We start from the raw sequence: 26949 nt of genomic DNA on the forward strand, positions 1-26949 counted from the left end.
TACTAATAGTTCCTGGGTTACTGATAGGAATACTTTATTGTACGATAGATGCGTATAAGTTTTATGACTTTTGGAAGGAGAGGGCACTTTTGAAGGGCTTAAGTGCTGACATATACTTTACAGTTCCGTATAAAAACGTACTTTTTTATATACTATTAGTATTTGCATCAGGAACCATTGCTTATGTACTTATAAATAGGATCATAAAAGCAATTAAAATTAATTAAGGATATTTTAAATATGTGTGTAAAAATAATAAAAAATTTAAAAGGATATTCGAATAATAAGATAGTAGTAATAATTGCTCATAGATTATCTACAATCAGGGATGTAGATAATATTTACGTCCTAAACGATGGTAAGGTCATAGATAAGGGAAATCATGAAAGTTTATTGATACACTCAGACCAATACAAAAAGTTATATTACAATGAATAATCGGCTATACAATTAATATATGAGTTATATATTGATAATTAAATATACGGAAATTTTTAAGCTATTAGTTCTAAGGAGAGTATGGATAAATTCCAACTCTCCTATTTTATAAGATAGATGGAATTTTATTTATTTTCAATAATATTTTTAAAAAATATATATTTCTGAAAATTACTTATACATGATATAATAAAAGTAGTAATTGGTATAGAATGTAATTGGACGAGTTTAATCATATTTTACTGACGGGAGGTAGCAATATGGAGTTGAATCTATCTAAAAAACTGGCTATTTCAGTACTTTTATTGTCTTTGGGCCTGTCACAGGTCGCTTGTCAAAGCCAGAGCTCCAAGGACGATATGTTCAATCAGGTAGGTCAAAGTCAGGAGGCTGATAAGGAAAATAGGCAAAATCTAAAGGCCCTGGAAGACTTTGTAGGTCTTAAGGATATTGATTCTATCAAGTTTACACTTGATGAGCAAATCGGTGGGCATGATGAGAAAAGGAATGATATACTTATCATAGAAAAGGTCTTTGATATGAAAACTAAGAGTCAGATCTTGGTCTTTGCGGATATCCTTATGGGGGCTGGAAAAAAAGACCAAAAGGACTCCAAAGACTACAAGGATGCTATGGCTTGGAAGAAAGTTGTAGCCAAACGGCTAAAGTTAAGTCCTGCTAAGTCTATTGTAGACAGCTTACTCAAGGATATCAAGGAATCTAAGAATGAATATTATAAAGATGCTACTATAAAGACTTATGTTGAACAAAAGTCTAGTATCAGCTTCAAGAATAAGTCAGGAGACCAGGTAGACCTAGTGGTTGAACCTGGTTCAGGGGAAAATTCATACTTCGTCGTAAATAAAAAGGGTGCGGTCTATGGCCTGACAGAAAAAGACCTAGGGTATATAAGGTACGTTATGAGGGACAGTATGGACAAGGGTCCCTTGTCAAAAGACCTGGACAAATATGTAAAGGACAAGGGTGAATATATCAAGTATAGGATTAGTCATGTGGATGTAAAGCTTCCGAATAAGCTTGAAGAGTCAACATATGGCGATAGGTCAAACCTTTATTTTGCCTATGTGGATGACCTTTTAAAAAAGACAGATTTTAAGGAGGGACTTGGACCTTATTTGGGACAGGATTTGAGTTTTGAAAGGTATAGACTAAATAAAGAAAATCAAAAGAGACCTAAGGCAGAAGATCCCTATCTAGTAGCAGTATTTTCTGGAGATAAGCTTGTTGGAGCCTACAAGGATTTTTATGGAAATGCGAAATCTTTCGATGGCAAGACTTTAGAAGACCTGCTTAAGGTTGAATATAAGGACTGGGTAAAGACTAAGATGGCCCATGACAAGGAGGCTGCTGAGCTAGAAAAGTTGGGAGATAAAGGTATAATAAGGAAATTTGTAGAATTGCAGAATGTCAGGGACAAGAGGCAAGAAGGCCTTATGCTACCAGACTATAGGGATGGTTATTCTAAGATGTTCAAGAGTATGCATGATGTAGAGGATACCTTTATAGATAATGTTCTTTCGGCCAAGCTATTGTCGATAAGGCCTGATGAACGCAAATTTGAGGTTGGACTTAATACCATAGATAAGGCCTATATGGTAGAGGTAGATTATAGGTTCAAGGAAGTTATAGTCATAGAAAATGGGGTAGATGAAAAAAGCTACGAAATGATAAATCTAGGTCCTGGTCTAGGATATAGGATTTATCAAATGGGCTACTAATAATTTATTGCTAATATAAAATTATTGAACTGTAGCTACTTACATAGGAGGAAGGTATGAAATTAGGTTTTATAGGGGCAGGCAATATGGGGTCCTCCATGATAGGTGGAATCCTGAAGTCAGGCCTAATAACTAGCAAAGATATAAGGGCTGTCGCTCGTAGTCAAGAGACACTTGATAGGATAGGCAGTCAATATGGGATAGGGACTAGCTTGGATGCTAGAGAAGTGGTTGATTTTGCAGATATAATTATCCTGACAGTCAAGCCCTACCAGCTAGCTGGCCTTTTAAAGGAGCTAGTAGGTCTTTTGGACGGTAAGATACTAGTTTCAGTGGCAGCAGGTCTTACTATGGACCACCTTGAAGAAATGGTTGGTAGTGATAAGAAGATAATCAGGGCCATGCCAAATACACCGGCCATGGTTGGACAGGCCATGTCAGCCCTAGTAAAGAATGACCAAATTACAGATAACGACCTAGCGGAAGTGGATAAGATTTTTAAGTGTATAGGTAAGACCCAGCTTATAGATGAGTCTATGATGGATGCAGTTATAGGTGTGAGTGGATCTTCGCCGGCCTATATATTTATGTTTATTGAAGCTATGGCAGATGCGGCGGTCCTATCTGGTATGCCAAGAGACCAGGCCTACCAGTTCGCTGCCCAGGCTGTATATGGGTCTGCCAAGATGGTTATGGAGACGGGCCTACATCCGGGTGTCTTGAAGGATATGGTTTGTTCACCAGGAGGAACTACAATTAGGGCAGTAGAAGTTCTAGAGGAGAATGGGCTTAGAAATGCTGTCATTAAGGGGCAGTTAGCCTGTGTAAAGAGGTCCAGGGAGATGAGCCAGGAAAGATAGGTTAATATGTGACCTATAGAAGATAAAAAAGAGGATATACGGATATATAGAAGATTGAGAGAGATTAATATACAGATATATATACTATGAAAAGGAGGCTGTCCCCATTTGCTGGGTTGACAGCCTCCTCATATCTATATCAAAACTATATTAAAAACAAAAATACTAGTAAAAAATGAGCCAGTGAGCCCAACATTATGAAGATATGAAATATATCATGAAAGTTCCAATTCTTGATGTTGGGCCTTTTAATTGCGTAGATAACCCCACCTATGGTATAGAGTAGGCCACCGAGTACTAGGAGGAAAAATGCCGGTCCAACTAGGTTGATATAGAGGTCCTTAATTACAAAGATTGCAACCCAGCCCATACCTATGTACAGGGCAGTAGATAGGACCCTAGGCATATTTATCCAAAGTATTTTCATGAGAATACCCGCTATGGCAATTAGCCACATGATTACAAACACAGGTATACCAGTCTTTTTAGGAAGGACGTATAGGCAAAATGGTGAGTAGGAGCCTGCAATCAAGACATATATCATTGAGTGGTCTAGCTTTCTCATGTACAAGACCAATTTTTCTTTCTTAGCACTAATGGCATGATAGATACCACTGGTAAAGTAGAGAAGAATCATGGATGTACCGAATAGTATAGTTGAAACGAATAAAGCATAATTTATTGATGGACCCAGCACCTGCTTTAATATTAATAAAACTAGGGCTACGATAGATAGTCCACCCCCGATTAGGTGGGTGATAGAACTTATGGGGTCTCTTAATTTTACTGTAGACATGTATTTTCACCTCAAATCTAAAATATATGTAGTATTAGGAACTATGTATAATGATATTATAGACTCTATATTGAATATTTACAAGTATTTTTTGATGATTTCTAGCTATTGATTTACAATTTTTTGTAAATACATGGTATAATATATTCTGCATGAAAAATTTTGCCAGTCAACAAGACTAGGATTTTTTGATAAAAGGGCTATAGAAAAGATTATAGCAGTAAGTATAGATATAAGATAGGTTAGAAAAAGCGAGTTAGGAAAAACAGGTCAGTAAAAAAATAGGTTAGTAAAAGTAAGTTGGGTGTAAAAGTTGTCGATACTTATAAAAGCTAGGGCGATTGACCGAGTAGAAGGATAGGGATGGTGGTAAGATGTACAAGATTGAAGATATAATCAAAGACTTGACAGAAAAGATTGATATCAGGCTAGAAGATGTGCCGGAAATAGATCTTTACATGGACCAGGTCTTGACCCTATTTAATAAGTATTTCCCATATAATGAAGGGGAGCAGGCCTTGACTAAGACCATGATAAACAACTATGCAAAGAGTGGGGTTATAAAGCCTGCAGTCAAGAAAAAATATACCAAGGAGCACATACTTATGATAGTGATAACCTGCCTTTTAAAGAGGGACATAAGTATGACAGAGATAAGGGACTTGGTAGGAGATTCGGATGTAGAGGAGGCCTATAGCCTATATATAGATCAAAAGCCATTTATGAATGATAGTCTCCTAGATGCCATGGGACCGATTATAAGAGACCTAAGAGATGAGAGGCTTGTAGGTAGAGAAAACAAGCTTTTTGATGTCTTGATGCTTTGCTACTATTCAAACCTATTGAGTGAGACGGCAAGGACCATAATTAGGGGAGAAATAGACTAATGATAAAAGAAGTGATAGTAGTTGAGGGTAGAGACGATATTAGGGCTGTAAAGAGGGCCCTGGATTGTGAACTCATTGCCACTGGGGGATTTGGTTTTCCAAAGGGGGTAATGGAGAGGATAAAGTCTGCCCAGGCTAGGAGGGGGGTAATCATTTTTACCGACCCAGACTATGCAGGTGAAAGGATTAGGAAGAAGATAAGCGACCAGGTTGAGGGCTGTAAGCATGCATTTTTGCCAAGGGAAGAGGCCATCAAGGATGGGGATATTGGTATAGAAAATGCCAGTCCGGAAAGTATACTAGCAGCCCTGGCCAAGGTTAGGACTGAAATAAAGACTGACAAGAAGGAGTTTTCTAATATAGACCTGGTGAAGAATGGCCTTATAGGTGGGGACCAATCATCTCACAAGAGGGACAAGATTGGCAGGATATTGGGTATAGGCTATGGTAATTCCAAGCAGTTTTTGAGCAGACTCAATAATTACGGTGTTACAAGGAAGGAATTCGACCAGGCCTTGAAGGAGTACGCAGAAGGGAGTGGAGACCATGAATAATAGGCTATCATCTCATAGTGCAACTATGGACCTTGTAAAGAGACACGGTTTCAAATTTACAAAGTCCCTGGGCCAGAACTTTTTGATAGACGACAATATAGTTGACAAAATAGTTGCTGGGGCTGGAATAGGACCTAGTGACAAGATTATAGAGGTAGGGCCAGGTATTGGTACCTTGACTAGGGAGATGGCATCTAGGGCAGGGGCCCTGATGGCTGTTGAGATAGACAAGAACCTGATACCTATTTTGACAGATACACTTGGAGACTTTGAAAATGTAAAGATAGTAAATGAAGATATAATAAAGGCCGATATAAGGGGCCTTATAGATGAGAACCTAGATGGTGGACCAGTAAAGCTAGTAGCCAACCTACCATACTATATTACTACTCCGATTATAATGAGATTTTTGGAAGAGGATATAAATGTGACTGACATAGTGGTTATGGTCCAAAAAGAGGTGGCTGAAAGAATGAATGCCCAACCTGGTGGTAAGGACTTTGGGGCCCTATCAGTAGCAGTACAGTTCTATTGTGATACCGAAATTGTAGCCAAGGTTCCTAGACACCTTTTTGTACCGCAACCGAATGTAGATTCTATAGTCATAGCCTTGAGGGTTAGGCCTGAAAGAAAGTACAGGGTAGATAGTGAAGACCTATTTTTCAAGGTGGTCAAGGCAGCCTTTGGTCAAAGAAGAAAGACCCTACTAAATTCTATTGCCAGTATGGGCAACCTGTCCAAGGATATGGTTAAGGAGGCCCTAGAGGAAGCTGGTATAGACCCTAAGAGGAGGGGTGAGACCCTAAGCCTTGATGAGTTTGCCATCCTATCTAATGTTATAGGAAATAAGTTAAAGGAGACGCTTAAGTAGATGTGGACGCTAATAAAAAGACTATTTAATTGGATTGCCGGAATATTTCTCAAACTGAATATTATAGTCCGTGTAGTAGTGGTTATATTAATATTTATGCTCTTGTATAGTATTTCCTTTAAGATGGCTAGGATTAATATTGACAAGGGTCAGACCATGGACATAATGAGTGTAGACACTGGTGGGGAGAAGACCAAGACCCAAGAGGCTATGGAGGCAAAAAAGGCTGAAGATGCCAAGAAGACCCTCCTAGTTAGGTTCAAGGAATCCAAGAAAATATATATATCAAATGAGGAAACTGAAAATATTAAGATCAGTGGAGAAACTCTTGAGCAGTTTAAGAGGAAGGCTGAGGTTTTCGTCAAGGTTAGGAACCTAGACGATGATTTTAAGACCAGCAACAAGGGCTATACAGACAACAACCTACACTTCAAGACAGACTTCAACTACTTTGTAATTACAAGTGGTAAGAGGGTAGAAAACTACAAGGTGCCAGTTTCTATGAAGGCTGAGCTTGAGTCAGAGTACAGGAAGCTAATATATACGTCTGTAGACTTTATTACCAACAAGGAAAATATGGGGTCTATCAGGCTCTACCACGGTGATAAATCCAAGAAGGTTTGGCCATGGAAGAAGGATGACCTAATTTACAAGATTCTCTATAAGAGAGAGGTTGGTAAGATTCAGCCTGAAAAGGAGTTTAGGAAGTCAAAGGACAACTATACTATAAAGATGGAAAAATCTGGTGAAAAGATTTATATTCAAACTATGGGTAAGGACTTTATAAAGGTTACATGTGGTGATAATATAGCCTACTATGAGGTGTATCCGGAGCTATATAACTACCTGCACGATGAGGTTTTCAAGTAGCTAATGGAAAAGCAATATGGGGAATATCCAGACAATGACTAGGTAAAAGGAATAAGTATGGAGACAAAACCTATATAGTATTAAGAATACAAAAAGGGTAGCAACATAAGAAGGGATTTCTTATGAGTGCTACCCTATATTTTTATGAATTTATTTACACTAGAGGATACTGACTACTTGTCCTTTAGGTCTAACAGAGCTTCTGCAACCCTGTTTATAGGACCGGCTCCACAAGTGATAAAGATATCATTTGGTCCTAGCTTGTCCTTGATATAGTTAACTATATCATCAAAAGTAGGTAGATAGATGGCATCTACATTTTTTTGGTATAGGCTCTGAGCTAGGTCTTTTGATGAGATATCACCAGGGTCCTTTTCTCTAGCAGCATATATATCTGTAAGTATTACCTTGTCTGCTGAATAGAAGGCTTCAGAGAACTCCTTAAAGAGACTCTTTGTCCTAGAGTAGGTATGAGGCTGGAAGGCAACCCAAAGCTTCTTATCCCTTAGGTTCTTTGCAGCAGCCAATGTAGCCTTAATTTCAGTTGGGTGGTGGGCATAGTCGTCTATTATCAGGGCATTATTATAGTAGCCTTTCTTCTCAAACCTTCTACCAACACCATGGTATTCCAAAACTGAATTTCTTATAGTGTCTATGTCTATATCAGATACTATGGCAGCTAATATAGCGGCTGTAGCATTATAGATATTGTGTAGACCGTATACAGAAAGGTGGAAGCCACCAAGGTTTACACCCTTGTATTTTAGGTTGAAAATGGCAAAGCCGTTTTCATCATACCTAATATCAGATATGATGGCATCATTGTCTGGACCTTGACCAAACCTAATTATATTTGCACGAACATCATATACGATATCCTTTGAATTTTCATTGTCGCCATTTATGATAAAGTAGCCATCTTCGGGTAGGAGTTTACCGAACTTATTGAAGGATGCCTTGATTTCATCTAAGCCTGAAAAATAGTCCAGGTGGTCCTCCTCAATATTTAATACAATTCCTATAAAAGGGTTAAAGCTAAGAAAGCTATCCACATACTCGCAAGCCTCAGTTATAAAGTGCTTAGAGTTACCAATCCTAACATTACCACCGATGGTACTAAGGTTACCGCCAACCAGGACAGTTGGGTCAGTCTTTGCATAGTCAAAGATAGTCGATAGGATACTAGTAGTAGATGTCTTACCATGAGTACCTGCAACTGCTATAGAGTTTTTATATTCTCTCATTATCTGGCCTAAAAAGGCAGCCCTGTTTATCAATAGTATGTTCTTGTTTTTAGCTTCGACTAGCTCTTCATTATCATCAGAAATGGCAGCGGTATAGACTACCATATTTATATCACTAGATATATTTTCCTTGCTCTGACCTACATATATAGTAGCTCCTAGGCTCCTAAGATGGTCTAGTAGGTAGGAATCCTGGGCATCAGAGCCGGATACCTTGTAGCCCTTATTTAGACAAATTTCTGCTAGGGCACTCATATTTATGCCACCTATACCTATAAAATGTATGTTCATGTACGTGTCACCTCTCCTTATTTAAAAAACTCTAAAAATATTTATCTAAAATATACAATATGAACGTTTTATATGTTATAATTAAGGAACGTTCACTATGTATCTGGTTTTTTGTGCTATTGTCTAGCCTAGAAACCGTATAATGTATATTGTAAATAAAATAAAGTTTTTATTCCAATAGCTACATTATACCATAAAGGGTATGTGTGTGCTAGTTTGATATGTGCAAAACAAATTGTTCAGTAAGGGAAATTTAATATATAAAGTTTTACCGTGAATATAAAAGGGAATACTTAAGAAAAACAAGAGATAACTATATAGAAATGGAGGAATCATGAATAAATTTAAAAGAAATGAGCGTATTGGCGCTATCGTAAAGATACTATCTGACAATCCAAACAAGATTTTTACCCTAAGCTTTTTCACTAGCCAGTTTAATGCTGCAAAGTCTACGATTAGCGAGGACCTTATTGTGGTCAAAAATGTATTTGAAAAGCTTCAGCTAGGAAGGGTAGTAACCATATCTGGGGCTGCTGGTGGTGTAAAGTATATACCGAAGACATCAAAGGAAGAAAACGAAGAGTTCCTTTATCAGCTATGCGACAGGATAAAGGAAGAGGGTCGTATCCTGTCAGGTGGATTTTTATACTTGATTGACCTTATATATGATCCAAGTGTTGTTTACAAGATCGGTGAAATCTTTGCTTCTAATATAGACTATAGTGAGGCTGACTGTGTAGTTACTATGGAGACTAAGGGTATACCTATGGCCCTAATGACTGCCAAGGCTATGAACCTGCCGCTTGTTATAATCAGGAAGAATACCAAGGTATCTGAAGGTCCAACTATTAGCATGACATATGTGACAGGGTCATCTTCAAAGATAGAGACAATGAGTCTCCCAAGTAAGGCCCTAAAGCCAGGTAGCAAGGTTATTATTATAGATGACTTTATGCGAGGCGGCGGTACTATAAAGGGTATGACCGAGCTAATGAAGGAATTTGATGCTGAGGTAGTGGGAACGGGGGTATTTATCTCTACGATACACCCAGAAAACAAGCTAGTTTCCAACTATATTTCACTATTGGAGCTAGATACTGCAAATAACGAGGTAATAGTATATCCTAATCTAAAGACCTTTAACTCTGAATATCACCCAGAGGTTTAGTCCTAGAGGGCTTTAACATAAATAAATAGAAGTTTATTGGTGTTCTACCTGGTCTTGTCTATTTGACGAGGACAGGTGGGACCCTATTTTTTTGGAAAAATTCATCCGATTAAGCTTTAATTTATATAGAAGGTATAGACTAATTAAATATACTCAGTAAATATCAGGAATATAAGCTTACATACTGATTTAGTTTTGACTCATGTGAAGAGGGTCTTAAAATTCTAAAGGAGCTATAGTTGTGTATGTAAAGTCATAAATTTAAAGTAAGTAGGAGAGATATAGAATATGAAATTTATTAGAAAGCTTTTGTTGTTAGCACTAATTATAATAGTGGCGGCTGGGGCCTTTTACCTGGTGCCAACGAGGTACCTAAATGTAAAGGCCAGCTACCAGTACCCTAATATGCCAAATGGATGTGAGGTTACGGCCTTGGAAATGTTGATGAATTATGAGGGCTTTGATGTGTCAAATGAGACACTTGAGTCCTACCTAGCCAAGTCAAGCTATAGTAATGGAGACCCAAACAAGGCCTATATAGGAAGCCCCTATAGCAAGGGAGGCTTCTATTGCTATCCAGGCCCACTTGCTTCCTGTGCGAATGCATATTTTTCAGCCCAAGGTGTGTCAAGGCAGGCTAAAGATATAAGTGGGACTAATCCCTTTGGCATACTTAATTACGTGATATTTAAGAAAAAGCCGGTAGCAGTATGGTATACCTTGGATGACCAGTCTCCTGCCTATAGTGACAGGACCTATAGGGATGCCAAGGGTCAAGAGGAAAGGCTCTACAAGAACCTACACTGCCTTGTAGTAAATGGGGTGGACAAGGGTATGGTCAATATAGTAGACCCAATTAGGGGTTACAGGAAGGTCAACTTCCTAGAATTTGCAAGGCTATACATAGAGATGGGACAAAGGGCTCTTGTCTTAGAATAAATATGCTAGAATAGGGATAAAAATGCCCAATATATGATATAATAATTATTAACTAAAAGTGACGGAGGATATAATATGAAAAAGGCAATAATATTAGCGGCTGGCAAGGGTACAAGGATGAAGTCCATTCATCCTAAGGTAGTTCACCAGGTGTGCGGTAAGGCAATGGTAAACCATGTTATTGATGCAGCTAGATCTGCTGGTGTAGGCGAGACAGTGGTTGTCTTAGGTCATGGCATAGATGAAGTAAGGGCAGTAGTAGGAGAGGATGTCAAAATAGCTGTACAGGCAGAGCAGCTAGGAACAGGTCATGCTGTTATGATGGCTGATGAATATATGGGACTAGAGGACACTATAATGGTCCTATGTGGCGATACCCCACTAATTGAAGCGCAGACCTTGGAGAGGTTTTTTGTCTTCCATGATGAGGGTGGATATGCAGTGTCTGTATTGACTACAGCAGTTGATGATCCTACTGGCTATGGAAGAATTATAAGAGATGAACAGGATAGGTTGGTAAGGATAGTTGAACAGAAGGATGCCAATGAAGAGGAAAGGGCAGTTAAGGAAATTAATTCAGGTATATACTGCTTCAATGGTAGGTTCCTTAAGGAGTCTTTGGCTAAGGTAGACAACAACAATGCCCAGGGAGAGTACTACCTTCCAGATACTATAGAGCTTATCAGAAATGCTGGTGGTCTAGCAGGTGCCTACAATGGTGCAAGCATCGAGGAATTGATGGGTGTAAACTCCAGGCTGCAGCTATCAGAGGCCGAAACTACAATGAGGAAAAGAATTAATGAAAGGCACATGGTCAATGGTGTAACCATTATAGATGTGGCGTCTACATATATAGATGCAGACGTTGAAATAGGAAGCGATACTATAGTCCTACCAGGCTGTATGCTGACTAAGGGGTCTAGGATTGGTTCTGGCTGCAAGATAGGGCCACATACTAGTATAGAAAATTCTGCAATAGGTGACAATACAAGTGTCAAGAAGTCTGAAGTGATAGATGCCAGGGTCGGTGATAATACAAATGTAGGCCCATTTGCCTACCTAAGACCAAAGGCAGATATAGGTAATAATTGTAAGGTTGGAGACTTCGTTGAGGTCAAGAATGCTAGTTTTGGTGATGGTTCAAAGGCATCTCACCTTTCATATATAGGCGATGCTGAAGTAGGAAAGAATGTAAATATAGGTTGTGGAGTTGTCTTTGTTAACTATGACGGCAAAAATAAGTTTAGGTCTATAGTAAAGGACAATGCCTTTGTGGGTTCAAATTCGAACCTAGTTGCCCCAGTAGTTGTTGAAGAGGATACCTTTATAGCTACGGGATCTACTATTACAGATGATATACCAGCTGGTAGTCTTGCTATAGCTAGAAAGAGACAGGAGCTAAAACCGGGCTGGGTTGAAAAAAAGAGAAAAAGAGACGCTGAAAACTCTCCAAAGAAAGATAAATAAGATAGGCAAAAATAGATGAATTAACATAGAGAATATGTTATAATATAGGATAGAGTGTAAAAATAAGTTAAGTATTACTTTAGGAGGTTTGTGTATTATGAGTTGTTACAATAGCCATAAGATGAAGCTTATAGCTGGTAACGCGTCTAAGGAGTTAGCTGCCAAGATTGCGGGTAAGCTAGGAGTAGAGCTAGTTGATTGTCAGGTCAATACATTTAGTGATGGTGAGATAGCCGTTACAATTAATGAGACTATTAGAGGTTGTGATGTTTTCGTTATCCAGTCTACAAATAGTCCTGTAAATAATAATTTAATGGAATTATTAATATTAATAGATGCACTTAAGAGGGCATCTGTAGGAACTGTTGCAGCAGTCATACCATACTATGGATATGCTAGACAGGATAGAAAGGCTAAGGCAAGAGATCCAATCACTGCTAAGCTAGTAGCCAACCTGATTACGGCAGCAGGTGCAGATAGGGTTCTTACTATGGACCTACATGCTGGCCAGATTCAAGGTTACTTTGATATTCCAGTTGACCACCTATTGGGTGGAAAGATATTGGCTGACTACTTCTCAAAGAAACTATCAATTGACGATTTAGTAGTTGTATCTCCAGACCTAGGTAGTGTTACAAGGTCTAGAAAGTTTGCCAACAACATTAGCAAGGAAGTGCCAATTGCTATAATTGACAAGAGAAGACCTAAGCCAAATGTAAGTGAGGTAATGAATATTATAGGTGAAGTAGAAGGTAAGAATGTTATCCTACTTGACGATATGATAGATACAGCTGGTACAATAGTAAATGCAGCTAATGCTCTTAAGAAGTTTGGTGCCAAGGACGTATATGCATGTTGTACGCATGGTGTATTGTCAGGTCCAGCTATAGAAAGAATAGAAGGCTCAGAAATTAAAGAATTGATAGTTCTTGACACAATAGAACTTCCAGAAGAAAAGAAGATAGATAAGATAAAAGTCATGTCAGTAGCAGATGTATTTGCAGATGCCATCAACAGGATTTATACTTGTGATTCAGTAAGTAAGCTGTTCTAGTATCAGTTTATTTTTGAAATATAAAAATTCATAACAACAACAGAAAAACTCAAGCTAGCTTGAGTTTTTTTGTTTGCAAAAATTCAGGAGTGAGCCTGGTCTTAAAAGCAACTTTGGCCTTTATATTTTGCTTCTTTTGTACATAAGATTAAGAGTAACTGATGTGATAATAAGGAGGAGATACAAATGCTTGACTATCTAAGGGGAATGGATGGGCTAGACTATTCGGATATACATATCAGAGAGGGCAAGAGGATGGCCCTAAGGCAGGCTGGAACAATAGTAAAGACTGACAAGTGGGTATCAGGCCAGGATATAGTAGGTCTTATGGAGGACCTGGGACAGGGGGGACTATTGGATAGGCTAGAGGATAGTGGAGAGGTCGACTTTTCCATGGAGCTTGGAGAGACGAGATTTAGGGGCAATCTATTTATGGAGAGGTCAGGTATTGGCCTGGTATTAAGGAGGATAAACAGCCATATCAGGTCGCTTGAAGAACTGGGTCTACCGAGGGTTGTTGCTGATTTTGCCAGGATGACCAGTGGTCTAGTCCTGATAACAGGGCCAACGGGGTCTGGCAAGTCCAGTAGTCTTGCCGGCCTTGTAGAATATATAAATATTAACTTTGCCAAGCATATAATCTGTATTGAGGACCCTATAGAGTACTATCATGAAGATAAGAGGTCTATAATCAGTCAAAGGGAGGTAGGCCTAGATTCGGCTTCCTTTGAAAATGCCCTCAAGTACTCACTTAGACAGGACCCAGATGTGATAGTGATTGGAGAGGTAAGAGACCAAGAAACGGTTAAAATTGCTATGAGGGCGGCAGAAACTGGCCACCTGTGCTTTTGTACCCTACATACGTTGGGGGCAGGGGCTAGTGTGGAGAGGCTGATAGATATGTTTGACCCTGAAGACCAGTCAAAGGTAAGGTCCCAGCTGGCCATGGTCCTAAGGGGAATAGTGTCCCAGCAATTGATACAAACTAGTGAGGGAAGAAGGTTGGTGGTTGAGGTCCTCCTATGCGACAAGTCAACGGCCAATATCTTAAAGGAGGGCAAGACAGACCAGCTTGCTAACTATATACTTACAAATAGGTCTAGGGGGATGGAGTCTATGGATGAGAACCTACTAGCCCTATATGATTCCAAGCTTATAGGCCTAGACAGTCTACTAGACCATGCCATAGACCAAGACTACCTTATGAAAAAGAGGGGCAAGGCCAAGGAGGGCTATGGACTATGGGGCTAGTATATTTTGGGATTAGTGGTTTATTGATAAGCCTATTGACAATCAGGTTACTAGAGGACAGGGGTATAAGGCTAGGCCAGCTAGAAGAAATATCTATACTTGTCTTGGTATCCCTAGGTATTATATACAATATTTGTTTGATTCCTATCCATGGTCCTGACTCTCTTTTATACATATGCAGGCTAGTTTTTATATTTCCATTTTTGATTTCTATTTCAATAGTTGATGCTGCGACTAGATGGGTATATGATATTGATATTTTAGGAGGTATATTGGTTAGCGAACTTATATTTAGCTTGAGAATTTTAGAAAATTTACTTGATAATATAAATAATGTAGATAAAATTGGGCCATTGCTTTATAATAATATAATAGGTCTTATACTTTTATTTGGTTTATCCTATGGGCTTTATAGGGTGACCAGGGGGATAGGAATGGGAGATGTACTAACATTTACCATGGTTGGAACCATTGGAGGTTTGATAGACTCCCTAATGGTATTTTTCATGTCCTTTATAAGTGCGGGCCTATATTGTATAGTGATTATGATAATGAATAGGATGGATTCAAGTAAAAGGGACGGTTTGATAGCTTTCACTCCGTTTATTTCTATTGGATTTGTAGTGACATATGAGATTATTAAACTTATTTAGGAAGGATTAAGAAAAAATGTATATAATAGTGGGGCTAGGTAATCCAGGTAAAAAATACGGGCATACGAGACATAATGCTGGCTTTGATGTCTTGGATATCTTGGCAGAGGAATATGATATTAAGATTGATAAGATAAAGCACAAGGCCCTGATAGGCGAGGGTAGGATAGGCAGTGAAAAGGTGGTTTTGGTAAAGCCACAGACCTATATGAACCTAAGTGGTGAGTCTGTTCAGAGTGTATTCCAGTTTTATAAGGAGGACATGGACCACTTAATTGTAGTATATGATGATATTGACCTAGATATAGGTAAGCTAAGAATTAGGAAGAAGGGGAGCGCCGGTTCCCATAATGGTATGAAATCTATAATTAAATGCTTAGGTTCACAGGACTTTCCAAGGATTAGGGTGGGTGTATCAAAGCCAGAACCTAATAGGGACTTGGCTGACTTTGTCCTATCTAGGGTTCCTAAAGACCAGGCGGATGATATGAGGTCAGGCCTAGAAAAGGCAGTTAAAACTGTTGAAGAGATCATCAGGACTGATATAGACATGGCCATGAATAAGTATAACGGTTAAAGTGTGGTGTTGAGATAAATGGAAGACGTACTAATATACCCATTGAAAAATGACAAGGATTATAGTGGTATACTATCTGCCATAAATGGGGAGGGAAATATACATATAAGCGGCCTCCTACCAGTGAGTAAGCCAAATATGGTATATTCCATATTCAAGGATAGCTCTAGGCAGATGATGTATATAGCTAATACAGAATATGAAGCAAAAAAAATATGTGATGAATTAAGTGTATACCTAAACAAGAAGGTAGAGTTTTTAACTACGACTGATATCCTGTTTTACCACTTGGATGCCAGGGATAGGAAGGCAGATGCCAGAAACCTCAAGACTATCTTGAGACTATTGAAGAAGGAAAAAATAATCCTAGTTACTTCAGTAGAGGCTATCACAAGGAAGTATGTGCCTAAAAAGATAATCCTGGACAATATATTCAAGCTAAAGGTAGGCCAAACCATGGATATGCAGGACCTGGCTAGGAGGCTAATAAACCTAGGCTACCAGAGGGTCAGTAAGGTTGAAGGTTTTGGTCAGTTTAGTATGAGGGGTGGTATAATAGACGTATTTACCCTTATGTACAACTTTCCGTTGCGGTTGGAATTCTTTGATGATGAGATAGATTCTATCAGGGAGTTTGATATATACTCACAGAAGTCCATCGATAAGTTCAAGAGTGTTACTATTACACCATCAAGGGATTTTATATATCCTGATGATGTAGGTGGGGCAGTAGAAAAGATCAGGGCTGAGGTAAATGATATTACTGATTCTGATGTCTTTAGGAATATGGAAAAGATAGGGGCCAAGGAATATTTTGATGGTCTTGAAAACTATATAGATTATATGTATGATGGCCAGGATAAGAGCCTTTTCGAGTACCTGGCAGATGACGCCCTTATATTTATAGATGATATATCCAGGTATAAGGAGAGGTTTAAGAATATCCATTCAGAATTCAAGGACAAGTATATGCTTAACCTTGAGAGGGGACTGGCCATAAGGGGCCAGGGTAAGCTCCTTTATTCTCTGAGTGACTCAATCTACTGGATGGGTGACAGGAAGCTGATAGTAAATTCCCTCTTAAACAAGCCAGTCAACGATATGAATATCCAGCACGACTTTAATATTGATACTAGGGAGGTACCTAGCTATAGTGGTAGGATAGACATGTTTGTTGAGGATGTCAAGAGATTGAGACATGCTGGCTACAAGCTGGTTATAGCTGCGGCCACAAATGATAGGGCCAAGAAGCTATCGAATATGCTAAATGACAATGATATAGATAATATTTACACTTCGAAGAGGGACTTAGAGATAAGGACATCCCAGGTGGTTGTCTTGGCTGCCAATATTGGCCAGGGCTTTCAGTATCCTTCAATCAAGTTCCAAGTGATTACTGATAGGGAGATGCTAGGAGCCAACAAGCAGGGGAAGAAGTCAAAGGCCAAGAAAAAAGCCAAGGCAAATTCATCAAAGATAGATTCCTTCTTAGACTTGAAGATTGGCGACTATGTTGTCCACGAAAATAGTGGTGTAGGTAAGTATACTGGAATAGAGCAAATAAGTGTCAATAATATAAAGAGAGACTACCTAAAGGTAGTTTATAAAGGAGGAGACAACCTCTATGTACCTATAGACCAGATGGACAAGGTACAGAAGTATATAGGTGGAGATGTAGAAAGGGTCAAATTAAATAAATTGGGCAGTCAAGACTGGTCCAAGGCCAAGCGCAAGGTAAAGAAAGAAATAGAGGATATGACTAAGGAGTTGATAGACCTTTATGCCAAGCGTGAGGCAAGAAAGGGCTATAGGTTTTCTAAGGATACCCTATGGCAGGCTGAATTTGAAGAAAAATTCCCTTTCCAGGAAACTGATGACCAGCTAAAGGCTATTAAGGATGCCAAGAGGGATATGGAGTCCGGCAAGGCTATGGACAGGTTGATATGCGGTGACGTTGGTTACGGTAAAACTGAAGTAGCTATTAGGGCAATCTTCAAGGCTGTCATGGATGGCAAGCAGGTAGCAGTCCTAGTGCCAACTACGATCTTGGCCCAGCAACACTATAATACCTTTGTAGAAAGGTTTGAAGACTACCCAATCAGGGTAGAGGTCTTGTCCAGGTTTAAGACAGCCAAGCAGCAGAAGGATGTAATTAAGGATGCTAAGAAGGGACTCGTCGATGTATTGATTGGTACCCATAGGATAGTATCCAAGGATATAGACATGCCAAAGCTAGGCCTGGTAGTTGTGGACGAGGAGCAGAGGTTTGGTGTAAGGCACAAGGAGTCCCTGAAGAAGATTAAGGCCAACGTTGATGTCCTGACCCTATCGGCTACACCGATACCAAGAACCCTACACATGTCCTTAAGTGGAATAAGGGATATGTCGATTATAGAGGAGCCACCACAAGAGAGGTACCCTGTAATGACCTATGTTACAGAGGCCAAGGACAGTATTATCCAGGATGAAATCCAGAGAGAATTGACTAGGGCTGGTCAGGTCTTCTTTGTATATAATAGGGTGGAGGGCATAGATGAAATGGCTGCAAGGATTAGGAGACTGGTTCCAGAGGCCAAGGTGGGGGTTGCCCATGGTAGGATGTCTTCTAACCAGCTAGAAAATACGATCTTGTCCTTCTTATCAAAGGAGTTTGACGTATTAGTCTGTACAACTATTATTGAGACGGGCATGGATATAGCCAATGCCAATACCATGATTATATATGATGCAGATAAGATGGGCTTGTCCCAGCTCTACCAGCTAAGGGGTAGGGTTGGAAGGTCTACAAGACAGGGCTATGCCTACCTGATGTATGAAAGAAACAAGGTACTAAGTGAGGTCGCTGAAAAGAGGCTAAAGGCCATCAAGGAGTTCACAGAATTCGGATCTGGCTTCAAGGTTGCTATGCGTGATCTTGAAATAAGAGGGGCAGGAGATGTTCTGGGAGCCCAGCAGCATGGTCATATGGCTGTAATAGGCTATGAACTCTATGTCAAGATGCTCAACCAGGCCATTGCCAAGGTCAAGGGCCAAGAAATTGAAGAAAATGTGGATGTAGAGATAGATCTAACAGTAAATGCCTTTATACCATCTACCTATATAGAAGATGAAATGATCAAGCTAGAGATGTACAAGAAGATCGCTGCTATTGATAGCAAGGAAGACATGTATGAGGTAGAGGAGGAATTAGAAGATAGATTTTCAGATATACCTAAGGAAACTCGGACACTTCTGAAGATAGCTTATGCTAAGAGCTTGTGTAGGAAGTTGAAGATAGAAAAAGTAAAGCAGACAGGAAATACCCTAGACCTGGCACCACTTACCAAGTATGAGACCAACGAGGTCGACGGCCTGGAAATAGTGGAGGAGCTGCTGGTAATGCTAGAGGGATTTTGTCAAAACATGAAGAAAAATTAAAAAAAACTAGGAGGATTGTAAATTGAAAAAAGTATTAGCAATTTTATTAGCTGCAGTAGTGGGAATATCTACAGTGGCGTGTTCAAGTGATGATGTAGCATCTGTTGATGGAAAGGGAATCTCAAAGACAGAATATACTAACCAGTTAAAGTTCACTAAGTTAATGTATGAAATGCAGTATGGTGACAAGGTTTGGGACCAGATGAAGGCCCAGGATAAGAACTACGAAGAGACTATCAAGAAGAATGTTCTTGAGTCTATGGTAAAGACTAATGTTTACTTAAGCTATGCAGAAAAGAATAATATAAAGCCAGATTCAAAGATTTTAAGCCAGTACAAAAAGCAGAACAAGGCTATTTTTGAAAATGCAAAGTCAAAGGAAAAGTTTAAAAAGGCAGGTCTAGACCAGGCCTTCATGGACAAGTATTCTGAACAGGCTGCTACACTAGCAAGTCTTTCAACATTCTTACAGAAGAAGTCTGCCCCATCAGAGGAAGAGATAAAGGCTAAGTTCAAGACAGTAGGAGATAAGGTGGATGCTTCTCACATCTTAATCAAGACTATAGATGACAACAACAAGCCTCTTTCAGCTGAAAAGAAGGCAGAAGCCAAAAAGAAGGCTGAAGATGTTTACAAGCAGGTTAAGGATGGAGGAGACTTCGCTGAATTGGCTAAGAAGTACTCTCAGGATACAGGAAGTGCTGCAAATGGTGGAGCTCTAGGTGAATTTGGTAAGGGCCAGATGGTTCCTGCTTTCGAAAAGGCAGCATTTGCCCTTAAGGAAGGGGAAGTATCTCCAATAGTAGAAACACAGTATGGTTACCATATTATCAAGCTTAACAAGAAGATAAAGGCTGACTATGAAAAGAGTAAGGCTGAAATTAAGGCAAGTCTTACAAGTGAAAAGCTTCAGAAACTAGTTGAAGAAATCGTAAAGGGAACTAAGACTGAAAAGCATGAAGACAAGATTAAGGATATTCCTTTCGGTGATACAGTAGCTTCAAGCGAAAAGAAGACTGAAGAAAAAAAATCAGATGAAAAGAAGACTGATGACAAGAAATCAGATAAGTAGGTCTATTTAATAATATAAATAGTCTTGGGAGAAATTAATTTCTCCCAAGACTATTTTTTAATTGTGCTGCTGATAGAAGCCTATGTAGAATTTGGAAAAAAGATTAATATGTATACAAAAGTTTTTCTATACAGTTAAAGAAAAATTAATAATCTGTGATATAATATAGTTTGAATTAGTATAAAAAGTTGTTTGACTACAAGTAAATTGAATATAGAACTAGGTACTTTTCAGGCTTAGGAGTCTGGATAGGTATAGACAATAAAGTTATGGAGGAAATAATGGGAGCACAAGAGAAAAAAAGTAATAAATTTATTAAGGGAACCCTGATACTAGGGGCTGCAGGAGTAATAATTAAGCTATTAGGAGCGGTATTTAGAATACCTCTAGGATCCTTGATAGGATCTGAGGGGATGGGCTACTACCAGACAGCCTACCCTGTATATGCCTTGTTCTTAACCCTTGCTACAGCAGGCTTTCCAACTGCTATAGCCAAGTTGGTATCCGAACAGGTAGCCCTAGGTAATCACAAGGGGGCCAATGAGATATTCAAGATAACCCATATTATGCTTTTTGCTACGGGACTTGTTATGTTTATAGTCCTATTCTTTGGGGCGGACTTTATAGTTACTAATGTCCAGCATAATCCAAGTGCAGTTACAGCCATGAGGGCTATTGCACCTGCCTTGCTGATTGTGCCATCCATGTCTGCTTACCGTGGTTACTACCAGGGCTACCAGCAGATGAGTAGAATTGCCATATCACAGATATTCGAGCAGGTCTTTAGGGTCTTTCTAGGTCTAGGTCTGGCCTATGTACTTATGAAACAGTTTGGACCTAAGATGGGTGCTGCTGGTGGTATTTCAGGCGCTACTATAGGTGCCTTTGCATCATTCTTATTCTTGGTCCTAGTATACCTGAAGGACACAAAGAAGAGAAAAGCAATGATTTCTAATAGTGTTGGCTATATAAAGAAACCTACTGGTGAGATCGTTGAGAATATACTTTGGGTAGTTCTTCCTATAAGTATAGGTGCATGTATAATGCCTTTGGTAAATGTTGTTGATTCAGTTATAGTTATAATGAGACTTAAGGTTGCTGGCTATACACTATTATCTGCCAACTCGCTTTTTGGTCAGTTGACAGGCATGTCTATGCCGATTATAGCTATGCCTATGGTATTTACTACAGCAATAGGTATGAGTTTGGTGCCAGCTATTTCAGAATCATATGCCTTGAAGGACTATGATCATGCAAGGCACAATGCCAAGCTGGCTATAAAGATTACCCTATTATTGTTACTACCTTGTGCCTTTGGGTTGGCATCATTGTCTACACCGATAATGGCCCTATTATTCCCAAAGCAGACAGGTGTTACCCTGGGTATGATCTTGTTTACCCTGTCACCAGCCTGTATATTCCTAGGTCTACTTTATACCTTTAACGGTATATTGCAGGGAATGGGTAAGCCAATGGTTCCTGTTGTGGCCCTTCTATGTGGTATAGTAGGTAAGATAATAGTAAGCTACGTATTGACAGCAATACCATCAATAAATATCCTGGGCTCGGCCTTTGGTACCCTAGTATCATATGTAATAGCTGCAGCCATTGAATACATATACATAAAGAGGTCACTAAAGCTACAGTTCAACCAGATGGAATTCTTTATAAAGCCACTTCTAGTGGTTATGTTGATGTTCGTGGCAGCTAGGCTATCATATACAGGAATGACAATTTTCTTGAATCCTAAGATAGCTACCCTAATAGCTATATCTATAGGTGGACTAGTATATATCTTTGGTATCCTAGGCTTTGGAGGTATTACTCAGGAAGAAATCCTAGCCATGCCAAAGGGAGAAAAGCTTCTTGCCAAGCTAAAAAAATATAGGTTGATAAGGGGTTAGGCTTATGGCTCTTAGTGTTATAGGTTTGGGAGCTGGAGATATATCACAGATAAGTTATGGGGCAATGGAGCTCTTGAAATCTGGTAGGCCAGTCTACCTAAGAACTGAGAAACATCCCATTGTGGACCTTTTGGATATAGAGTATAGGTCTTTTGATCAATACTATGATAGTAAGGAAGCCTTTGAAGAGGTTTATGAATCTATAGCTAGGGAAATAATTGACCTAGCTAGGGACAATGATATAGTATATGCTGTACCAGGCCACCCTAGAGTGGCCGAGTCTACGGTAGGGCTAATTGAAAAATATGCCCTTGAAGAGGGAATAGACATAGAAATTATACCTTCTATGAGCTTTATAGATGCCATGTACAATTACCTGGGCTTCGACCCAGCAGATGGCTTTAGGCTCCTAGAGGCCTTTACTATGGACAAGGTCAACCTAAATGACCAGGCTAATATAATAGTTACCCAGGTATATGATAGGTATATAGCCTCAAATGTGAAGCTTGCCTTGATGGAATACTACCAGGATGACCAGGAGGTATGGATAGTAAGTGGAGCGGGTGTAAAGGGTCTCGAAAGAAAGACTAGGCTGGCCCTATACGACCTAGATAGTCAGGATAATGAATTTGACCACCTGACCAGTGTATACATACCTAAGTCTGATGCAAGGTCAGACCAGGGAAGGAGGTACAGGTCTCTAGAGGATCTAATAAAGGGACTTGAGGAGGATGAGCTGGAGGAATCCTTAAGGATGCTAGATGAAAAGCTACTTAAGGCTGGCCTAGGACTAAGTAAGACTACAAAAGATTTCTATGGAGAGATACTTAATAGGATGGTTGGTATATGCAAAAAGGCAGAAGAAGACCTTGATTTGGACTTTGATCTTATGTTAGAAGACCTATCCAACCTTATTTATGCCCTAGCCCTTATATCGAAGCTGGGAAGTAAGGATGGTTATTTCGACCTAGATGAGCTAGCAAATATGGCATATTTTTCCTATTTTAATCATGAATAAGTGGTCTTTAACTTGAAAATTGTAAAAAAAAGATAAAAAATACAAATTATTTGTATAAAAATATTGAAAAATGAACAAAAGTTATGTATAATAATGTTGTTAACTAGAAAGTGAGTTACATTTTTTATTGTGAAATTATAAATACAGGAGGTAGTTATTGTGAATAAGGCAGAATTAGTTGCAAAGATGTCAGAAAAGAGTAATTTAACAAAGAAGGAAAGTGAATTAGCATTAAATGCATTCATGAAGGTTGTTGAAGAAACTCTAGTAGCTGGAGATAAGGTTCAGCTAGTAGGTTTCGGTACATTCGAAACTAGAGAAAGAGCAGCTAGATCAGGAAGAAACCCTAGAAAGCCAGAAGAAGTTATCGAAATACCAGCTTCTAAGGCGCCAGTATTCAAGGCTGGTAAGGGTCTTAAAGAATTAGTAAACAACAAGTAATAAAAAGAATTGAATAAAGTTTACTACAAAATAGTATTGACAGTGCAAATTGTCAGTACTATTTTTTTCTTGTGTGGTATAATAGATAATAGTATGAATAAGAACTTAAATATAGATTATAAAAAGAAAGAATAAGGATTATAAAAGGAAATTTAGTATGAGATTGGATAAATACCTTAAGGTATCAAGGATAATTAAGAGGAGAACAGTAGCCAAGGAGGCTTGTGAAAAGGGCCTAGTAGAGATTAATGGCAAGCTGGCCAAGTCATCTTCAGAGGTAAAGGTTGGAGATGTACTTAGGATTACATTTGGTGAGAGAGTTGTCGAATACAGGATAACAAACATAAAAGACCATGTATTAAAGGACGAGGCCAAGGAATTGTATGAATTAGTTTAGCTTATTGTAAGCTGGAGGAAGTATAATGAATAAGGTAGTAAAAAAAGCAGTAATACCAGCTGCTGGTCTAGGAACGAGGTTTTTGCCTGCTACAAAGGCCCAGCCCAAGGAAATGTTGCCAATAGTAGACAAGCCGACTCTACAGTATATTATAGAAGAGGCAGTAGCATCTGGAGTTGAAGAAATATTGATTATTACAGGCAGGAATAAAAAGTCTATTGAAGACCACTTTGACAAGTCTGTAGAACTAGAATTAGAATTAGAAAATAAGGGTAAGACAGACCTGCTAGAAATAGTGAGAGGTATATCAAATATGGTAAATATCCACTATATTAGGCAAAAGGAACCTAAGGGACTAGGAGATGCCATATACTGTGCCAGGTACTTTATAGGTGATGAACCATTTGCCATTATGTTGGGTGATGATATGGTGGACAATGGTCAGGGACCACCCTGCCTAAAGCAACTTATAGATGCCTATGAGACCCATAATGCCAGCATATTGGGAGTTCAGGAGGTAGACAAGGAAAATACAGATAAGTATGGTATAATCGATGGTCAAAAGCTATCGGACAATATATATAAGGTGAAGGCCCTAGTAGAAAAGCCAGACCCGGACCAGGCTCCATCAAATGTGGCTATCCTGGGTAGGTATATAATTACGCCACAGATATTTGATATCCTAGGCCAGATACCTCCGGGCAAGAATGGGGAAATTCAACTGACGGATGCCTTAGAAATATTGAAGGATAAGGAAGATATGTATGCCTATGTATTTGAGGGCAGGAGATATGACCTAGGAGACAAGCTGGGATTTTTACAGGCTACAGTTGATGCGGCCCTTAAGAAGCCAGAGCTTAGGGATGAATTCCTTAGGTACCTAAACCAGGTCTGTGAAAAGGAAAATAAAGAAAGGTAGTTATTTAGATGGCTAAGAAGAATAAAGTCGTGTATAAGGTTGTATCTATTTTAATAGCACTAATGTTTGCAGTGTCAAGCGTGGCCTTTGCCATTAGTGTATTAATAGGTAATTAAGGTAAGGAGGCCTTTATGACAGATAGAGAAATTGAGCAATTAAAAGGCGAGAGTTTAATAGAATTAAGGGTTAAGGCTAGAAACCTTGGAGTTAAGTCGGTTACTACCTATAATAAGTCTGGTCTGATAGAAAAGATCAGGGAAGCAATGCTAGAAACCAATTCAAGCCTTAAAGCTGATTCTGATAATGAAAATTTTGTGGGCCAAGAAGAGCAAAACGAAGATACCAGGAAATATAATAGCAATTCAGGTGGAGAAAGAGGCCAGTATAGGGGCCAGCAGGACGGCCAGGGCCAGCACAAGAGGGTCTTATATATGACTCCTCCAGAAATGAATGACGACAACAAGGCTGAGGGTGTGTTAGAAATTCTACCAGATGGATTTGGTTTTTTGAGGGGAAGTAACTACCTATCGACAGAAAACGACACCTATGTATCACCTAACCAGATAAGAAAATTTGGCCTTAAAACGGGGGACTTTATAACAGGTGTAGTAAAACCAGAAAACCCAAATGAGCGTTTTAGGGGTATGATGTACATATATAAGGTAAATGGAGATGACATATCAACAGGTAGGTCTAGGACTCCATTTGAGCAGTTATTGCCCATATATGCCGATGAAAAGTTAGTTTTGGAAACTGATAGAGAGGGGATTTCTACTAGGATAATAGACCTTTTTGCACCTATAGGTAAGGGGCAAAGGGGTATGATAGTGGCACCACCTAAGGTTGGTAAGACTATCCTACTAAAGAGTGTGGCAAATAGTATCACCAAAAATTATCCGGACGTAACCCTAATAGTCCTATTGATAGATGAAAGACCAGAAGAGGTTACAGATATGATGGAATCCATAAATGGAGAAGTCATATATTCAACCTTCGACCAGGCGTCATCCCACCATGTAAAGGTGGCTGAAATGGTATTAAATAGGGCCCAGAGACTAGTAGAGCATGGTAGGGATGTAGTTATCCTATTAGATAGCATAACTAGGTTGGCAAGGGCCTACAACCTGACAATAAACCCTACTGGTAGGACTCTTACAGGTGGTCTAGACCCAGGAGCCCTATATGGACCTAAAAAGTTCTTTGGTGCAGCCAGGAATATAAGAAATGGTGGCTCCCTAACTATACTTGGCACAGCCTTGGTAGACACAGGCTCTAGAATGGATGATGTCATCTTTGAGGAATTCAAGGGTACAGGTAATATGGAGCTTCATCTCGATAGGAATTTGGCAGAAAAGAGAATATTCCCTGCTATAGACGTTTATAAGTCAGGTACTAGGAGGGAAGACCTGCTATTGACACCTGTAGAAATGGACGCCCTATACAAGCTTAGGAGGTCTTTTGCTAATGGTAGTAGCCAGATTATATCTGATAATATAATAGAAGAAATGAAGAAGACTAAGGATAACAAGGAATTCATAGAAAAGATTAATCAAATTAATTTTAAATAGTGCCTATAAAGTTATTGAACTAAGTCATTTATTGTGTTATAATAAGGGAGTTGAATTTTATTAGAATCGGGAAGGTTCGTGATTATAAAGGAGAGGAGTGAATTTCATGCAGAAGGATATACAGCCAAAATATAATGAAGTTGAAGTACGTTGTGCTTGTGGAAATACATTTAAGGCAGGATCAACTCAGGACGAAATAAGAGTAGAAATATGCTCAGAGTGTCATCCATTCTATACAGGTAAGCAGAAGAATATCGAAAAGGGTGGAAGAATCGATAAGTTCAAGAAGAGATTCAATATGGACTAATCTTACACCAAGATTAATATTTAGATTCGAATTTATGTATTAAGGGACTATTGCAGATTTTGCAGTAGTCTTTTTTTTGTCCTGATAAGTTATACAAAAAGGTCCCTAGCAATGTAGGGACCTCAAATCGTAGACAAAGTCTCTTAAGTCATTAATGATTTAAGGGACTTTTCTCTATATAATTGTTAAAAACTAAAGGATAACCTAAAAAACGAAAAAATTGTCGAAAAGTCACAGTGTTTTTTAC

25 protein-coding genes are annotated in these 26949 nt (G+C 39.0%); 23 read left to right on the top strand and 2 right to left on the bottom strand.

Annotation, left to right across the window (positions count from 1 at the left end):
* The 3 genes from ACW6OJ_RS01935 to proC all read left to right on the top strand — a co-directional run.
* On the top strand, positions 1-227 hold a 227-nt coding region (locus ACW6OJ_RS01935; protein WP_456095640.1), incomplete at its 5' end, for a hypothetical protein.
* A gap of 471 nt (positions 228-698) precedes the next feature.
* The gene (locus ACW6OJ_RS01940) at positions 699-2177 is read left to right on the top strand and encodes a hypothetical protein (protein WP_456095641.1); all 1479 of its coding nucleotides are present in this window, start codon (positions 699-701) and stop codon (positions 2175-2177) included.
* A gap of 56 nt (positions 2178-2233) precedes the next feature.
* Positions 2234-3037 carry a pyrroline-5-carboxylate reductase gene (proC, locus tag ACW6OJ_RS01945; protein WP_456095642.1) on the top strand — a complete coding sequence of 268 codons (804 nt, stop codon included), beginning with the start codon at positions 2234-2236 and terminating at the stop codon, positions 3035-3037.
* A gap of 145 nt (positions 3038-3182) precedes the next feature.
* On the opposite strand, the gene trhA is transcribed toward proC, so the two are convergent.
* Positions 3183-3833: a PAQR family membrane homeostasis protein TrhA gene (gene trhA, locus ACW6OJ_RS01950; RefSeq protein ID WP_456095643.1), complete on the bottom strand. Its 651-nt coding sequence runs from the start codon at positions 3831-3833 to the stop codon at positions 3183-3185.
* A 374-nt stretch (positions 3834-4207) separates the two neighbouring features.
* Between trhA and ACW6OJ_RS01955 the strand changes: the two genes are divergently transcribed.
* The 4 genes from ACW6OJ_RS01955 (at position 4208) to ACW6OJ_RS01970 (ending at position 7015) form a co-directional block, all read left to right on the top strand.
* Positions 4208-4720, top strand: coding sequence for a DUF1836 domain-containing protein (locus ACW6OJ_RS01955; RefSeq protein ID WP_456095644.1), 513 nt, complete (start codon positions 4208-4210; stop codon positions 4718-4720).
* Positions 4720-5274, top strand: a complete 555-nt coding sequence (gene rnmV, locus ACW6OJ_RS01960; RefSeq protein ID WP_456095645.1) for a ribonuclease M5 — start codon at positions 4720-4722, stop codon at positions 5272-5274. The genes ACW6OJ_RS01955 and rnmV overlap by 1 nt, the downstream gene beginning before the upstream one ends.
* Positions 5267-6145: a 16S rRNA (adenine(1518)-N(6)/adenine(1519)-N(6))-dimethyltransferase RsmA gene (rsmA, locus tag ACW6OJ_RS01965; RefSeq protein ID WP_456095646.1), complete on the top strand. Its 879-nt coding sequence runs from the start codon at positions 5267-5269 to the stop codon at positions 6143-6145. Before rnmV ends, rsmA begins: the two co-directional genes overlap by 8 nt.
* A gap of 123 nt (positions 6146-6268) precedes the next feature.
* Complete coding sequence (locus ACW6OJ_RS01970) at positions 6269-7015, top strand: hypothetical protein (RefSeq protein WP_456095647.1); 747 nt, start codon at positions 6269-6271, stop codon at positions 7013-7015.
* Between the two features lie 173 nt (positions 7016-7188).
* Here ACW6OJ_RS01970 and murC read toward each other — a convergent pair whose 3' ends face one another.
* Complete coding sequence (gene murC, locus ACW6OJ_RS01975; protein WP_314495973.1) at positions 7189-8550, bottom strand: UDP-N-acetylmuramate--L-alanine ligase; 1362 nt, start codon at positions 8548-8550, stop codon at positions 7189-7191.
* Between the two features lie 334 nt (positions 8551-8884).
* On the opposite strand from murC, the gene purR reads away from it, so the two are divergent.
* The 16 genes from purR to rpmE all read left to right on the top strand — a co-directional run bounded on the left by purR (position 8885) and on the right by rpmE (position 26702).
* Positions 8885-9718, top strand: a complete 834-nt coding sequence (gene purR, locus ACW6OJ_RS01980; protein WP_293435497.1) for a pur operon repressor — start codon at positions 8885-8887, stop codon at positions 9716-9718.
* Positions 9719-10006: 288 nt separating this feature from the next.
* The gene (locus tag ACW6OJ_RS01985; RefSeq protein ID WP_456095648.1) at positions 10007-10657 is read left to right on the top strand and encodes a C39 family peptidase; all 651 of its coding nucleotides are present in this window, start codon (positions 10007-10009) and stop codon (positions 10655-10657) included.
* A gap of 75 nt (positions 10658-10732) precedes the next feature.
* Positions 10733-12124, top strand: coding sequence for a bifunctional UDP-N-acetylglucosamine diphosphorylase/glucosamine-1-phosphate N-acetyltransferase GlmU (gene glmU / locus ACW6OJ_RS01990; RefSeq protein ID WP_456095649.1), 1392 nt, complete (start codon positions 10733-10735; stop codon positions 12122-12124).
* Between the two features lie 97 nt (positions 12125-12221).
* The gene (locus ACW6OJ_RS01995) at positions 12222-13178 is read left to right on the top strand and encodes a ribose-phosphate diphosphokinase (RefSeq protein WP_293426593.1); all 957 of its coding nucleotides are present in this window, start codon (positions 12222-12224) and stop codon (positions 13176-13178) included.
* 186 nt (positions 13179-13364) lie between these two features.
* Positions 13365-14429 (top strand): type IV pilus twitching motility protein PilT, encoded by a 1065-nt coding sequence (locus ACW6OJ_RS02000; protein ID WP_456095650.1) that lies wholly within the window; start codon positions 13365-13367, stop codon positions 14427-14429.
* The gene (locus ACW6OJ_RS02005; protein WP_456095651.1) at positions 14420-15082 is read left to right on the top strand and encodes a prepilin peptidase; all 663 of its coding nucleotides are present in this window, start codon (positions 14420-14422) and stop codon (positions 15080-15082) included. The genes ACW6OJ_RS02000 and ACW6OJ_RS02005 overlap by 10 nt, the downstream gene beginning before the upstream one ends.
* Positions 15083-15098: 16 nt before the next feature.
* The gene (pth, locus tag ACW6OJ_RS02010) at positions 15099-15659 is read left to right on the top strand and encodes an aminoacyl-tRNA hydrolase (RefSeq protein ID WP_456095652.1); all 561 of its coding nucleotides are present in this window, start codon (positions 15099-15101) and stop codon (positions 15657-15659) included.
* 18 nt (positions 15660-15677) lie between these two features.
* Positions 15678-19076, top strand: a complete 3399-nt coding sequence (gene mfd, locus ACW6OJ_RS02015) for a transcription-repair coupling factor (protein WP_456095653.1) — start codon at positions 15678-15680, stop codon at positions 19074-19076.
* A gap of 22 nt (positions 19077-19098) precedes the next feature.
* Complete coding sequence (locus tag ACW6OJ_RS02020) at positions 19099-20148, top strand: peptidylprolyl isomerase (protein WP_304195179.1); 1050 nt, start codon at positions 19099-19101, stop codon at positions 20146-20148.
* A gap of 281 nt (positions 20149-20429) precedes the next feature.
* Positions 20430-22052, top strand: a complete 1623-nt coding sequence (locus ACW6OJ_RS02025) for a putative polysaccharide biosynthesis protein (protein ID WP_314495997.1) — start codon at positions 20430-20432, stop codon at positions 22050-22052.
* A 4-nt stretch (positions 22053-22056) separates the two neighbouring features.
* On the top strand, positions 22057-23070 hold the full coding sequence (locus tag ACW6OJ_RS02030) for an SAM-dependent methyltransferase (protein WP_456095654.1): 1014 nt from the start codon (positions 22057-22059) through the stop codon (positions 23068-23070).
* Between the two features lie 159 nt (positions 23071-23229).
* Complete coding sequence (locus ACW6OJ_RS02035; RefSeq protein WP_007789649.1) at positions 23230-23511, top strand: HU family DNA-binding protein; 282 nt, start codon at positions 23230-23232, stop codon at positions 23509-23511.
* Positions 23512-23668: 157 nt separating this feature from the next.
* Positions 23669-23908, top strand: coding sequence for an RNA-binding S4 domain-containing protein (locus ACW6OJ_RS02040; protein ID WP_293426611.1), 240 nt, complete (start codon positions 23669-23671; stop codon positions 23906-23908).
* A gap of 25 nt (positions 23909-23933) precedes the next feature.
* Positions 23934-24827 (top strand): UTP--glucose-1-phosphate uridylyltransferase GalU, encoded by an 894-nt coding sequence (galU, locus tag ACW6OJ_RS02045; RefSeq protein WP_456095655.1) that lies wholly within the window; start codon positions 23934-23936, stop codon positions 24825-24827.
* Positions 24828-24958: 131 nt separating this feature from the next.
* Positions 24959-26395: a transcription termination factor Rho gene (gene rho / locus ACW6OJ_RS02050; protein WP_456095656.1), complete on the top strand. Its 1437-nt coding sequence runs from the start codon at positions 24959-24961 to the stop codon at positions 26393-26395.
* Between the two features lie 106 nt (positions 26396-26501).
* The gene (gene rpmE / locus ACW6OJ_RS02055) at positions 26502-26702 is read left to right on the top strand and encodes a 50S ribosomal protein L31 (protein WP_293426617.1); all 201 of its coding nucleotides are present in this window, start codon (positions 26502-26504) and stop codon (positions 26700-26702) included.
* The last annotated feature ends 247 nt before the right edge of the window (positions 26703-26949 follow it).

The organism is Peptostreptococcus sp. (assembly GCF_977045075.1).